This is a genomic window from Christiangramia aestuarii (assembly GCF_009735585.1).
GTDB classification, from domain to species: Bacteria; Bacteroidota; Bacteroidia; order Flavobacteriales; family Flavobacteriaceae; genus Christiangramia; species Christiangramia aestuarii.
The window spans coordinates 95,224-109,704 of record NZ_VJVW01000001.1; the positions used below are offsets into that span (position 1 = coordinate 95,224).

The 14,481-nt window shown below is 42.3% G+C and carries 8 protein-coding genes; 7 read left to right on the forward strand and 1 reads right to left on the reverse strand.

Annotation, left to right across the window (positions count from 1 at the left end):
• Nucleotides 1-3: 3 nt before the first annotated feature.
• Nucleotides 4-3,669, reverse strand: a complete 3,666-nt coding sequence (locus tag FLP08_RS00410; RefSeq protein WP_156272906.1) for a CheR family methyltransferase — start codon at nt 3,667-3,669, stop codon at nt 4-6.
• 614 nt (nt 3,670-4,283) lie between these two features.
• Here FLP08_RS00410 and proC point away from each other — a divergent pair.
• From proC to FLP08_RS00445, 7 genes are all read left to right on the forward strand, one after another.
• Nucleotides 4,284-5,090 (forward strand): pyrroline-5-carboxylate reductase, encoded by an 807-nt coding sequence (gene proC / locus FLP08_RS00415; RefSeq protein ID WP_156272908.1) that lies wholly within the window; start codon nt 4,284-4,286, stop codon nt 5,088-5,090.
• Nucleotides 5,091-5,131: 41 nt separating this feature from the next.
• On the forward strand, nt 5,132-5,905 hold the full coding sequence (proB, locus tag FLP08_RS00420) for a glutamate 5-kinase (protein ID WP_156272910.1): 774 nt from the start codon (nt 5,132-5,134) through the stop codon (nt 5,903-5,905).
• Nucleotides 5,906-5,940: 35 nt separating this feature from the next.
• On the forward strand, nt 5,941-7,140 hold the full coding sequence (locus tag FLP08_RS00425) for a glutamate-5-semialdehyde dehydrogenase (RefSeq protein ID WP_156272912.1): 1,200 nt from the start codon (nt 5,941-5,943) through the stop codon (nt 7,138-7,140).
• 103 nt (nt 7,141-7,243) lie between these two features.
• Nucleotides 7,244-9,115 carry a M61 family metallopeptidase gene (locus tag FLP08_RS00430; RefSeq protein ID WP_156272914.1) on the forward strand — a complete coding sequence of 624 codons (1,872 nt, stop codon included), beginning with the start codon at nt 7,244-7,246 and terminating at the stop codon, nt 9,113-9,115.
• A gap of 120 nt (nt 9,116-9,235) precedes the next feature.
• On the forward strand, nt 9,236-11,239 hold the full coding sequence (locus FLP08_RS00435; RefSeq protein WP_156272916.1) for a monovalent cation:proton antiporter family protein: 2,004 nt from the start codon (nt 9,236-9,238) through the stop codon (nt 11,237-11,239).
• Nucleotides 11,240-11,287: 48 nt separating this feature from the next.
• Nucleotides 11,288-12,958, forward strand: a complete 1,671-nt coding sequence (locus FLP08_RS00440) for an ABC1 kinase family protein (RefSeq protein WP_156272918.1) — start codon at nt 11,288-11,290, stop codon at nt 12,956-12,958.
• A gap of 27 nt (nt 12,959-12,985) precedes the next feature.
• Nucleotides 12,986-14,476 carry a S10 family peptidase gene (locus FLP08_RS00445; RefSeq protein WP_156272920.1) on the forward strand — a complete coding sequence of 497 codons (1,491 nt, stop codon included), beginning with the start codon at nt 12,986-12,988 and terminating at the stop codon, nt 14,474-14,476.
• The last annotated feature ends 5 nt before the right edge of the window (nt 14,477-14,481 follow it).

The following is a 14,481-nucleotide window of genomic DNA, read 5'->3' on the forward strand; positions in this document are numbered from 1 at the left end:
CTATTATTCTGCTTTTAATTTGAAATAGAAGGTACTCCCCACCCCTTCCTGTGAATCTACCCAGATACTTCCCTCATGCAAGAGTACGATCTTTTCTACATGAGCGAGCCCAACTCCGGTTCCATCCATATCTTCATTTCCGGGGACTCTATTGAAAATAGTGAAAATATTGCGCTGATCTTCCTGGGAAATTCCAACACCGTTATCCATGATCGAGAACACCCAGTACTGGTCTTCCTTGTAAGCCGAGATCCTTATCTCCGGAGACCTGTCTTTAGGCACATATTTTATAGCGTTGCTAATAAGGTTCTGGAATAATAACCTTAGCTCGACTTCATAACCTTTAAGTTTTGGAAGTGCGCCAGTATGTATCTTGGCATTGGTATCCTTGATACTCTTACCCAGGTCATACTTCACAACCTCAACGATCTCCTTGGTATCCACCAGGGTCTTTTCCCCGTTCTTACCAATCCTGGAATGCTCCAGCAAGGCACGTATCTGTGCCGAAAGCCTGTCTGAAGCGTTCTTGATATACTTGATATAATTCTCTCCCTTTTCGTCCAGCTGGCTGGCGTACATCTTCCCGAGTACGTCACTACCAAATTTAATGGTAGCCAGTGGCTCCTGAAGGTCATGAGAACAGATGGAAACGAACTGCTCCAGGTCACGGTTTGCGCGCTCAAGGTCGTTCTTCTGCTCCCTTAACTGCTCCTGTGCGGTCTTAAGTGCCGAAATATCCACGCAGGTATACCTGATGGTAAGGATCTCATCGTGCTCATCCTTCTCTGCGGTAGCATTCAAGATCACCGGCAGGATCCTGCCTTTCTTGGTGACCATTTTCTGTTCAAGGTTGATAAGCTCACCAGATTTCTCAATATTGCTTTTTAGCTTCATCGCCTTTAATTGCGAATCCCTGTCGAATAACTCGTGGATAGGTTTACCAATAAGGTCTTCCTTATTATCATAACCAAGCTTTTGTACTGCTTTACGGTTACATTGCACGATCTTCAGGCTCTTTGGATCCACGCTTACGTGAAGCACCGGATCATCCTCATAGAAAGATTTAAACCTCTTTTCACTGGCAATAAGTTTCTCCTTCGATTTCTGTATACTTTCAATATCTATAAAGGAGATCACCACGCCATTGATCTTGTTATTGGAATCCATGTAAGGACTAATACGCTGCAAATAGTTCTTGCCTTCCCTGGAAACTATATGTTTTTCCAGGATCCTTCCTGTCTCAAGCACTTTCTGACACCTGTCTATAAAGCTTCTCTTCCTTGTAAGACCAAAACTATTGGTGAAATTATCTATGGGCCTTCCAATGTCTCCATTAATAAGGCTGAAATGTTTCTTGATCGCCGGTGTGAATTTCCTGATCTTGAATTCTGAATCCAGGAAGATCACCCCAATATCGGTACTTTTCAGAAGGTTGTTCATGTCTGCGTTCAAAGCAGCCAGGTCGTCCATCTTCTGAATATTCTCTGCATTTACCGTGTTGATTTCCTCGTTAACGCTCTGCAGCTCCTCATTGGTACTTTGCAGCTCCTCGTTCGAGGCGAGTAGCTCTTCGTTCGCTGCCTGAAGTTCCTCGTTGCTGGTTTCGATCTCCTCCAGCGAGGTCTGCAGATCTTCTTTAGTGCGCTTCAGCTCATTTTCCAGGCTGGCTACATATTCTTTGGTCTGGTTAGAAGGGCTAATTTTTGCCACCTCTTCGGCCTCCTCAAAATTGAGTTCCTTTTCAATAAAGGTGATCACATAATTGGTTTCCCCTTCCAGGCTGTGGTCGGTGAATGGCTTGATCACGATATCTGCACCAATCTTGTTACCATTCTTATTGATCACTATATCGCGATAAACAACCCTTTTCTTATCCTTATAAGCCTTATTAAAGGTACTCTGAACAATATATTTAAGGTCGTTCCCAAGCATGTCCAGCAAGTTTATAGAAAAACCGCTGGTAGGCAAGTTGGCATATTTTCTGAATTCACCAACCGCCTGAAGTATATTATAATCTGAATCTACAAAAACCGAAGCTCCCCCGAATTGTTCGAGGATGGTTTCATTTAGCTCGTTCTGAAGCTTTTGCTTGATAGGATTGGCATGGCTAGACCTATACCTGGTCCTTTCGGTTTCTGCCTTGTTTTCCAGCAGGCTGGCATTCATGCCGCCGCTAGCCGCAGCATGGCTAATGCCATTCTTGATACGCGTGCTGGGCATAATGTTTTTAAAAATCTTCCATCTCCTGTCTATTTCGGCAAAGTTCTCCTTGTGGCTCTGCACACTTTCACTGGTACCAAGTACCAGAACTCCGTCCTTTTTAAGGGCGTAATGCAGCATGTTCATCGCTTTCTTCTGGATACTGTTCTGGAAATAGATCAAAAGATTTCTACACACCACCATATCCATATTACTGAAAGGTGGGTTCTTGATAATATTGTGTTTCGAAAATATAACGGCTCTTCTCAGTTTTTCAGAAACCTGGTAAGAGTTTGTTTTACTTAAAAAATATTTTAAAAGTAGGTCTTTGGAAACATCTGCCACGATACTTTCAGGATAGATCCCTTTACTACCAATATCCAGGTGTGGTTGGGAAATATCTGTAGCGAAGATCTTGATCTCCAGATCCTTTTCCTGATTTTCCATTTCTTCATGCAGGCACATGGCAAAAGAATAAGCCTCTTCACCGGTACTACATCCAACATCCCATACCTTAAGGGTATCCCCGTTTTCTTTTTCACTGATCATTTTAGGAAAAACATCTTTCTTGAGTTTTTCCCAAACCTTTTCGTCTCTGAAGAATTTGGTAACCCCGATAAGGAATTCCCGGTAAAGTATCTCTACCTCTTCTTCATCAGATTTTAGAAATTCGTAATATTCACTAAGGTTCTTACACTTGCAGATATTCACCCTTCTGGCAATTCTCCTGGCCAGGGTAGCATATTTATATTCCCTGAAATCAAGGCCTGCCTTCTCATCTATATAGTTAAGGATCTTGTTAAGTTCCTTTTCGTCATATTTTACATCACCATCTTCAAAGTGAAAGATCGGCGGTGCCGAAATAAATTCCTTCAATTCTTCACCCATTTTTTCCACAGGAAGTATGTAATCTACCAACCCGGTATTGATGGCGCTTTTAGGCATCCCATCAAATTTAGCCTCGGTTGGCTCCTGTACCATCACCATTCCGTCATTCTCTTTGATCGCCCTTACTCCTCTTGTACCATCACTACCTGTACCACTAAGCACTATACCTATAGACTTACCTCTGCGCTGCTCTGCCATAGATTCAAAGAACATATCTATAGGAAGGTTCAGTGTCTGGTTATTGGGCTTTTCGGTAAGTTTAAGGGTATTCCCATCCAGTATAAGGTTATTGGCGGGTGGGATTAAATAAACATGTCCAGGCTTCACCTCCATCTTATCGGTGATCTGGACAATGGGTAACCTGGTATTCTTTTTAAGAAGTTCCCCCATCATACTTTTATAATCGGGAGATAAATGCTGGATCACTACGTAGGCATTGTTATCACCGGCAGGAATATTTTTGAAAAAGGCCTTAAGGGCCTCCAGTCCACCGGCACTGGCGCCAACTGCTATAATCCTGGTTTGGTCAACATTTTCTTGGTGTACAGACTCAGCTGTAGAACTCTCTTTGGTACTTTTCATTAATCTGAGTAGTAGGTTATTACTGCAATAATCTAACAGACTATTGGGAATCGATAATTATAAATAATTTCTGCCGGAAACAATACTACTTTTCGAACAAATATTGCGACAAATAGCAGCATTTTCTAGGGATTCCGTCATTTCGACTTCAGTAGAGGGAAATTCGTGCCAAAAATTAACTTACTTAAAATCATTCTATCTCTGCAAATCTGTAAAACCTGACATAATTACAGAGATTTGCCATTTCTGCAAAGATTTAGATTTATTAAGAAACTTAAATTATAAATAACAATATTTTAAGATTTCATCTTTTTCCTTAAAATTCTTCAAAAATCCGGGAATATGGTATCCTCAATTTCAGATCATTAAATTCATCAACCTGATAAAGATTCAATCTAATGTTTAAGTAATAGAAGCCTAAAAAAGCTTTCTGTTTAAGATATTTTAGAGGAATTTATGTTTTTCTTAATGAAAGCTTCCACAATTTCAAGCTAAATTATTGGTCCAAAATAAGTGCTAACTAATCGTTTTGGCTTTGTCGCACGGTCTTTGTCCAATTAAGGGCGAGAATCATTTGGCACAAGGCCAAACCAATTTGAACCAAAAAAACAAAAATGAAGACACTAGTTATTGGAGCAGGAAACATGGGATTAACTTATGCCGAAGGAATGGCGCAATCTGCGATGCTTAATCGAAGAAACCTTATGGTTTTCGATAAATCTGCAGATGTGATCGCAAGGTTGAGAGATCTTGACCATTTCGACGTATATGAATCTCTGGAAGATTGCCTGCCCCAGGCAGATATGGTATTCGTAGCTGTTAAACCCTACCACTGTGATGATCTTTTTGAAGAAATGAAATCTATGGTCAATAAGGAACAGATCTTTGTATCCTTAATGGCCGGTGTAACTATAGGTAAGATCCAGGAAGGCCTTGGAGTAAGAAAAGTTGTAAGAGCTATGCCTAACCTTCCCGCCCAGGTAGGAAAAGGAGTTACCTCTTATACCGAATCTAAAGAAGTTTCCAGGGTAGAACTATTAATGGTGCGCAACCTTCTGGACACTACCGGTGAATCCATTCACGTTGAAAACGAAAATTATATAGATGCTTCTACCGGAATTTCTGGTAGTGGACCAGCTTATGTGTTCTATTTTATGAACTCTATGCTGGAAGCAGCACGTAAAATGGGATTCTCCAAGAACGATTCTAAGGTGCTGGTAAGTCAGACCTTTGAAGGAGCCGTAGAACTTTTCAACCAGAACGATCTTTCTCCAGACACCTGGATGGACCGTGTAGCCTCTAAAGGAGGAACCACCCGGGCAGCCCTTGATTCCATGGACGATAATAACGTGAAGGAATTGATCAAGGAAGCAGCTTATGCCGCTTTTGATCGCGCAGTAGAACTTGGAGAAGAAAAATAAGCCTATTCAATAATATTCAATAATTAGATAAACACTCTAAAATGGATAATAAAAGAAGAATTGTTGTAAAGGTCGGTACTAATGTAATGACCAATAAAGACAATAGAATTTTAGGACCTGTGCTTAAAAGCCTGGTTAGACAGATCGCTACCTTGTATGAAGAAGACATACTGGTAGTACTTGTTTCATCAGGTTCTGCAATCGCAGGAAAAGAGATCCTTGGTGAAATTAGTATTGAGGACGATAGTAAACGTAGACAGGTATACTCATCAGTAGGTCAACCACGTATGATGAGACATTACTATAGTATCTTCCACGATTACGGAATGAGATGTGCCCAGGTGCTAGCTACTAAGCGTGATTTTAGCCCGGGAATCCATCGTGAGAACATGATCAATTGTTATGAATCCCTGCTTTCTGAAGGGATCATTCCTATCGCGAACGAAGATGACGCCGTTTCGGTGACCATGTCTATGTTCTCTGATAATGACGAACTGGCAAGCCTGGTTGCTGAACTTATTGGAGCTGAAAAGCTGATCATTCTTAGTGATACCGACGGGCTTTATACCGGCCATCCTGAAGATGACGATTCAGAAAAACTGAATAAGGTTCAGGTTGATGAGAATGTTGAAAAATACGTTCAGGAGTCAGACAAAGGTGAAGGCGAAGGCCGGGGTGGTATGGAATCCAAGATCAAGATCGCCAAGGGAACTGCTTCCAAGAACATTACCACTTATATCGCTAATGGTAAACGTGAAGATGTGATTCTGGATATTATGGCAGGAAAACCAGTAGGTACCAAATTTACCTCTTAAGAAAACATAATTAACAAACTAAAGAAACGAAGAAAATGAAGTTGATAAAATCTGAAACCAAAAATAACGTACTTAAGTCCATGATGAATATCCTGGACAAAAGACGAGAAGAAATTATTGCCGCTAATAAGAAAGATCAGGATGCTTTTAGCAGAGACGACCAGGCTTTATACGACAGGTTGGTAGTAGATGATAAGAAAGTAGATGATATGATTCGTTCTGTAAGAGAAGTTATGGAACAGGATGATCCGGTTGGCCAGGTAATAGAACACCGTAAGTTGGATACAGGTCTTGACATTACCAATAAGACCGCTCCTTTTGGAAATATTCTTATCATATATGAATCCAGACCAGATGTAACTATCGAGGCCGCGGTTCTTGCTTTTAAAGCCAATAACAAGATCTATCTGAAAGGTGGTAAGGAAGCAATTAACAGTAATAAGATCCTTGAGGAGTGCTGGCACGAGGCCCTAAAGGAGAACGGCTTGGAAAAGGACTGGATCGAGTTACTACATATGGACAGAAATGAGACTCAGGAATTCCTTAAAAATCCACCGGTACAATTAGACCTTATAGTTCCACGTGGTGGGGAAAGACTGATCGGATTTGTAAAAGAGCACGCTACCGGTGCAGTACTGGTTAGTGGTAGAGGAAACAATTTCCTATATGTTTCTAAAAATGCCGATTTTGAAGTAGCTAAAAAAGTAATGCTGAATGCCAAGATTGACAAGATCTCTGGTTGTAATGCACTGGATAAGGTATTAGTTGATAAAAATATTGCTAATTTTGATGCCAAGGTCAAAGAGCTTTACCAGCTATTCAAGGATAATGCGGTAAATGTTCTTGTAGACGAAGATGTTTCCAAAGTACTACCAGACCTGGAAAAAGTTCCTTCAGAAGATACCTGGTATGAGGAATTTCTTGCGATGAAGATCGTGATAGGCGCAATAGCCGGATTAGACGCGGCCATCGATAAGATTAATAAATATTCCGGAGGACATTCTGCTTCTATTATCACTAAAGATAAAGATGAGGCACTAACCTTTATGGAGCAGGTAGACAGTGCCGCTGTATACCATAATGCATCTACCCGTTTCACCGATGGTGGACAAATGGGAGTTGGAGCCGAACTGGCGATTTCTACAGACAAACTTCACCATAGAGGACCACTTGGACTAAAACAATTGGTGACCAATAAATATTATGTGCTTGGTGAAGGCCATGTGAGAGTATAATCATTTAATTTTATATAAATTTAAAGGCGTTCTTCGGGGCGCCTTTTTTATTTGTAACATTTTAAATTAAATGTTGTCTAATATCACTAAAGACCATTATTGTATGAAAAAAATGATTTTAGGAGTGGCAGCAGCCTCAATGCTGTTCGCCTGTAAAACTCAAAATGTAACCACACCCGCCCCGGAACAGCCGGTAGTAGCCAGCATCAACCTGGTTGATGTAGAAAATGATAAAGTTTGGGTCACTGTAGACCCAGACAAATTTACCGTAGAAAGCACAACTTTCAATATTCCAAAGACCGTTCCCGGCACTTATTCTGAAGATAATTACGGTAAGTTCACCGAAGGTTTCAAGGCCCTGGATTATAAAGGCAATGAAATGCCCGTTACCAAGCTGGACGATAATAGTTACACCATTGCCAACGCCAAGGACCTGGATAAGGTAATGTACCAGGTGAACGATTCTTTCGACTGGGAAAATGAAGGAGGAGTTTACTCCATGGCCGGAACCAACATTCTGAAGGATGAGAATTTCTTATTGAACCTTCATGGTTTCGTGGGCTATTTCGATAAAATGAAAGAAAAGGAATTCCGCCTGGAAATCGAAAGGCCGGCAGATCTTATCGCGGGTACTGCCCTTACTGTAGATAACACTATAGACGGAGAAAAAGGAACAAAAACCGATGTATATAACCTGGACAGGTATTTCGAGGTGATAGACAACCCGATCATGTACTCAAGCCCAGACACCACCAGTTTCATGGTACAGGACATGCAGGTACTGCTTAGCGTTTACTCTCCAAACGAAAAGCATTCGGCAGAAAGCTTGAAACCGGGAATGGAGAAAATGATCCGCGCTCAGAAAAAATTCCTTGGTGATATTAACAGCACAGATAAATATGCCATCCTGGTCTACCTTTCAGATTCTCCAGGCGAAGGTAATGCCGGTAACTTTGGAGCTCTGGAGCACCACACCTCTACTGTGGTGGTTATGCCAGAATCCATGGAAGCCAGTGCGCTGGATAAAAGTATGACCGATATCGTGTCTCACGAATTCTTCCATATTATAACCCCTCTTGGTATTCACTCTAACGAAGTTCATTATTTTGATTATAACGATCCTAAAATGTCGCAACACCTATGGATGTATGAAGGGGTTACCGAATATTTCGCTAACCTTTTCCAGGTGAACCAGGGACTTATCAACAACCAGGAATTCTATAACAGGATGGTTGAGAAGATCAACACTTCTAAAAGATTTGATGATACTGTACCATTTACAGTAATGAGCAAGAACATCCTTGAAGATGAGTATAAGGATAGTTATTACAACGTTTATCAGAAGGGTGCACTTATCGGGATGGCTCTGGATATCCGTTTAAGAGAGCTCAGCGGAGGCAAAATGGGGATACTTGATCTTATGAAAAAGCTGAATGCGAAGTACGGGAAAGATAAACCTTTTAATGATGATGAGCTTATCCCGGTGATCGTAGAGCTTACTTATCCTGAGATTCAGGAATTCTTCGATACTTATGTAAGCGGTCCTACCCCGATTCCTTATGATGAATTTTTCGCTAAAGTAGGGCTGGAAGAGAAAGAAGTAATGACCGAGGTAGGTTTCTTCATCAAAGGTCAAACTCCTTATATTACGGCTAACCAGCAAACCATGGAAATCATTTTCCGCCCGAATATCGAGCTGAATTCTTTCTTACAGGATTTTGGAGTCAAAGGTGGTGACACCCTGAAATCTGTGAACGGTACCGAATATACCATCCAGAATGTTTACGATCTTATCATGGCCAGCCAGGGCTGGGAAGAAGGCGATGATATCAGCATGACCGTGAAAAGAGATGGGGAAGAGATCAAACTGGAAGGAAAGGTTTCCACACCACAGGCTATGGAAAAAACATATGCCGAAATGCAAAATGCAGATTCAGATCAGATCGAGCTTCGCAACGCCTGGTTGAAAGGCTAAGAGCTTCGATAGTTATTATAATATTAAAGCGGCAGGAAATCCTGCCGCTTTTTTTATATTCAGATGTTCTAAAGCTTACTTAACTTATTATCTTTAAAATCAGTAAAAACCAACCAGTCTATGGAAATCCCTATCCTTCAGGATATAGTTATAATTTTAGGATTATCTATCGTGATAATCCTGGCGTTTACCCGCTTGAAACTACCGGCTATACTAGGATTTCTTATTGCAGGAATCATTGCGGGCCCACATGCCTTTAATCTTATAAGTTCACAGCACGAAGTAGAATTGCTTTCGGAGATTGGGATCATATTTTTACTGTTCGTGATCGGGATCGAGCTTTCCCTGAAGGGTCTGGCCTCAATAAAAAAGATCATATTCCTAGGTGGAGGCCTGCAGGTAGGCGGGACCATTCTTATCACTGCAGGTATTTCGAGTTTTCTTGGGCTTCCGCTAAACACCTCTATTTTCCTGGGTTTCCTTTTTAGTTTGAGTAGTACCGCGATTGTGCTCAAATTGCTCCAGGAAAAAGGCGAGATCTCCACTCCACATGGCAAGATAGGTCTGGGGATACTTATTTTCCAGGATATCATTGTAGTTCCAATGATGCTATTTACCCCGCTTCTAGCCGGGGAAACCCCAAACATTTTGTCCACGATAGCAATTATGGCCATAAAGATCTTACTGGTCCTGGTGATCGTTTATATCCTTGCCCGCTATGTCGCGCCGAAGATCTTTGGCTGGGTAGTTAAAACCAAGAACCAGGAACTATTCATATTAACGGTGGTGGTTTTCTGCTTTAGCGTGGCCTGGCTAACCTCAACGGTCGGCCTTTCCCTTGCTTTGGGAGCCTTTTTCGCTGGCCTTATTATTTCTGAATCAGATTACAGCCACCAGGCAACGGCGAACGTGCTGCCTTTCCGGGAGATCTTTATAAGTTTTTTCTTTATTTCGGTAGGAACCTTATTGAACTTAGAATTTTTCATCAGTAATATTCTGAATATCATCCTGCTGGTTATTGGAGTTATATTATTAAAAATGCTCGTGGTGGGAGGCACCGTAGTGATCCTGAGATATCCACCCAGGACCGTGTTTCTGGCTCTTTTCAGCCTGTTCCAAGTGGGAGAATTCTCGCTATTACTTTCTGGAGTAGGAAAAGAAAATGGGATCATTCCAGAGAATGTTTACCAATATTTCCTGGCAATCTCGATCATCACCATGGGTATAACCCCATTCCTGATTTCTGCCGCACCAAAGATCACCTACACTCTTTTAAAAGCTCCAATCCCCTCCCAGGTAAGAAGAAGGCTGGAAAACATCAAAAAGAGCTCACAGGCAGAGGAAGAGTTTTCTGAAGAAAACCTGCACGACCACCTTATCCTTATCGGCTACGGAATTAACGGTAGCAATATTGCCAAGGCTGCACGAAAGGCCGAAATCCCTTATGTGATCATAGACACCAGCCCTGAGAGTTTTGAAAAGGCTAAGAAGAATAACGAGCCTATAATTTTTGGGGATGCAACCCAGGCGACCATACTCAAACATGCACATGTGCAGGAAGCCAGGGTAATCGTGATCGCTATTTCAGATGTGGATGCCACCCGTAAAATGCTCACCACGGTGAGGCAATTTACCCAGACCGCTACCGTAATCGTAAGGACCAAGTATGTTAAAGACATGGAAGACGCCATGCGACTGGGTGCAGACGAGGTAGTGCCTGAGGAGTTTGAAACCTCCATTGAGATTTTTACCAGGGTGCTAAAAAAATACCTTGTCCCCTTCGATGAGATCCAGGAATTCATCAACCAGATACGATCATCAGATTATGAGATGCTGACATCGATGAAAAAAAGTCCGCACTCCCCTGCCCTGCAGCACCTGAACATTCCGAACCGGGAGATCGTTACTCTAAAAGTTCAGCGGGATAACCGCCAGATCGTAGGAAAAACGATCCAGGAATCGGGTATTGGAAAGAATTTCAGGGTGACAGTCCTGGCCATTCACCGCGATCGCAGGTATCTTACAGAGATAGCGCCAGACACCATCATACAGCAAGGTGACCTATTATATGTTTTTGGGCATCCTAATAATATAAATCATTTAAACAACCAGCTTACCTTTTAGTGTCGCTTAATTTTTTAATTTTAGAACCCTAACCATTTATCGTGATTAATGAGCAATACGCCAGATAAGATCAGAAGATATTATAAGTTCATTCGTTTTATGCTGAAATACTGGAACAGTGATCTGTTCCGCCAGACCAGTTCTGTGGCATTCGAGGGTGGACTTTCCGAGGAGGATAAAGAGCACCAGTTCGACCAGACGCCAGATGAACTTGTAGAAGACCTGAAAGCGATGGGACCAACCTATATAAAACTTGGGCAGCTGCTTTCTACCCGTCCAGATCTACTACCAGACGAATACCTACAGGCACTGGCAAATCTTCAGGACAATGTAACCCCGGTCCCTTTCGAAGAAATCAAAGAGATCATCGAGGAAGAACTGGGAACCAAGATATCTAAAGCTTTTAAGGTCTTCGAAGAAAAACCACTGGCCAGTGCATCGATTGGTCAGGTACACAGGGCCGAACTTAATTCAGGAAAACCCGTAGCGGTAAAGGTTCAAAGGCCCGGTATCGTAAAACAGTTCATGGAAGACCTGGAAACTCTGGATGAAATGACGGCAATGGCTGTAAAACACCTGGAAACTGCCCAGACCTATGCGGTAGATGAAGTATTTGCAGAGCTCAGGAGAATTCTTATTAACGAGCTGGATTATAAAAAAGAAGCCCAGAACCTCAAGACCCTTAAAAAGAATCTAAAGCAATACGAACATTTGCTTATCCCTGCCCCGGTAGATGATTACAGCAAGACCAGGGTGCTCACCATGGAGTTTGTAGGTGGTAAAAAGATCACCTCTCTTTCACCACTCCGTCAGATGGAAAACGACTTTTCTGAACTTGTCGAAGACCTGGTGGAAGCTTATCTGCAGCAGATTATCAATGATGGTTTTGCCCACGCAGATCCTCATCCCGGCAATATCAAATTCACTGAGAGCAATAAGATCGCCCTCATCGACCTTGGAATGGTGGCGAGGTTCACTCCACAATTACAAGAGAATCTAATAGAATTACTACTAGCCATTAGCCGTAGTAATGGAGAGAAAACCGCTCAGGTACTTCTTAAGATAAGTGAGCTTAACGAGGATTCCCAGAAAAAACAGTTTGCAAAAACCGTTAGCGACGTGATCATGGAAAGTGAGAATAGTCGCGCCAAAGATCTGCAAACTGGAAGGATACTTATTCAGCTTAACAGGCTTGCGGTAACCACCCATATCAAACTCCCGGTAGAGATCAACATTCTCGGAAAGATACTTCTTAACCTGGACCAGATCGTGGCTATGCTCGATCCTGAATTCGACCTACGGGCGGCCATCCAGAGAAATGTGCATGAGATCATGCGCAAAAAGATGCTTGAAGAACTGAAACCGGAAAATTTCTTCGGAACGCTTATAGAATCCAAGCATTTTATTGAAAAGATGCCGGAGCGTATGAACCGTATTTCAGAAAACCTGGCCAATAATGAGCTTAAGATAAAGATAGATGCCATAGACGAAAAACGGGTAACTGACGGCTTCCAGAAGGTAGCCAACAGGATTACCCTGGGCCTTATCATCGCGGCCATGATCGTTGGTGCCGCCATGCTTATGCAGGTACCTTCAGATTTCACTATTTTCGGCTATCCAGGCCTTGCGATGCTGTTCTTTCTTCTGGCCGCGGCAGGTGCCATCGTCCTCAGCTATGTGATCATTTTCAGGGACGAAAACCTCAACAATAAAAATTAATTTCAAACCCAGAATAACCAAAATAGAATGAAGAAATTCTCCTTATTATTTATCCTTGGATTGATTCCCCTTCTTAATTTAAATGCTCAACAGATCGAGATCCCAATGGATACTACGGTTACCACGCAGCATTCAGTGAATATTAATGGGAAATCTGTAGACTACACTGCCGAAACCGGTACTATGCCATTATGGAACGAAGATCGGGAACCAATTGCCAGCCTTTTTTATACTTACTACACCCGTAATGGGGTAAAAAACACCGAAAATCGGCCCCTGGTAATTTCCTTTAATGGAGGCCCCGGTTCGGCTTCGGTTTGGATGCATATTGCCTATACCGGCCCGAGGGTCCTGAAGATCGATGATGAAGGTTTCCCTGTTCAGCCATACGGAATCAAGGACAATCCCCACTCTATTCTTGATGTTGCCGATATCGTATTTGTGAACCCTGTTAACACAGGTTATTCCAGAGCCATCCCAAATGAAGAAGGCAAAGTGGACCGCGAAAAGTTCTTCGGGGTAAACGCAGATATCAAATACCTTGCGGAATGGATAAATACCTTTGTGACTAGAAAGAACAGGTGGTTGTCTCCAAAGTATCTTATTGGTGAAAGTTATGGTACCACAAGGGTTTCAGGACTTGCCCTGGAATTACAGAACAGCCAGTGGATGTATCTTAATGGGGTGATCCTGGTTTCTCCAACAGAGATAGGGCTGGATCGCGAAGGCCCGGTTGAAGTAGCGAACAGGCTTCCTTATTTCGCAGCGGCCGCATGGTATCATAACGCGCTTCCTGCCGAGTTACAAAAAAAGGACCTTGAGGAGTTGCTCCCCGAGGTGGAAGAATATACCGTTAACGAACTCCTGCCTGCCTTAGTAAAAGGAGGTTTTATGGAAGACTCAAAAAAACAGGAGATCGCTGAAAAAATGTCTTACTATTCCGGAATAGATAAAAAAGTGATCCTTCAGAACAACCTGGAGGTGCCTTTCAGGTATTTCTGGAAAGACCTGCTAAGAGAAGAAGGTGGTTTTACCGTTGGACGCCTGGACTCAAGATACAGAGGCCTGGATGCAAAAGAGGCCGGAGATAATCCCGACTATAATGTGGAACTTACCTCGTGGCTGCATTCCTTTACCCCGGCTATAAACCATTATATAAGAGAAGAACTTAATTTCAAGACCGATCTAAAATACAATATGTTCGGCCCGGTTCATCCGTGGGACCGAAGTGGTAATAATACCGGAGAGAATCTAAGACAGGCCATGGCACAAAATAAAAATCTTGATGTGATGATACAGTCAGGTTATTTTGATGGTGCTACTACCTATTTTAACGCCAAATATTCGATGTGGCAGCTTGACCCAAGCGGAAAAATGAAAGACCGTTTGAGCTTCAAAGGTTACCGCAGCGGCCACATGATGTACCTGCGCAGTGAAGATCTTAAGAAAGCCAATGATGACTTAAGGGAATTCATTGCGAACAGCCTGCCTAAGGAAAATGAGCCCGCCAAATATTAATAATA

What these genes read in the sequence shown, in the direction of transcription:
- FLP08_RS00430 (WP_156272914.1), top strand. Translation starts at nt 7,244, where the DNA reads ATGAAAAAAATGATTTTAGGAGTGGCAGCAGCCTCAATGCTGTTCGCC.
- FLP08_RS00425 (WP_156272912.1), top strand. Translation starts at nt 5,941, where the DNA reads ATGAAGTTGATAAAATCTGAAACCAAAAATAACGTACTTAAGTCCATG.
- FLP08_RS00435 (WP_156272916.1), top strand. Translation starts at nt 9,236, where the DNA reads ATGGAAATCCCTATCCTTCAGGATATAGTTATAATTTTAGGATTATCT.
- FLP08_RS00445 (WP_156272920.1), top strand. Translation starts at nt 12,986, where the DNA reads ATGAAGAAATTCTCCTTATTATTTATCCTTGGATTGATTCCCCTTCTT.
- proC (WP_156272908.1), top strand. Translation starts at nt 4,284, where the DNA reads ATGAAGACACTAGTTATTGGAGCAGGAAACATGGGATTAACTTATGCC.
- FLP08_RS00410 (WP_156272906.1), bottom strand. Translation starts at nt 3,669, where the DNA reads ATGAAAAGTACCAAAGAGAGTTCTACAGCTGAGTCTGTACACCAAGAA.
- FLP08_RS00440 (WP_156272918.1), top strand. Translation starts at nt 11,288, where the DNA reads ATGAGCAATACGCCAGATAAGATCAGAAGATATTATAAGTTCATTCGT.
- proB (WP_156272910.1), top strand. Translation starts at nt 5,132, where the DNA reads ATGGATAATAAAAGAAGAATTGTTGTAAAGGTCGGTACTAATGTAATG.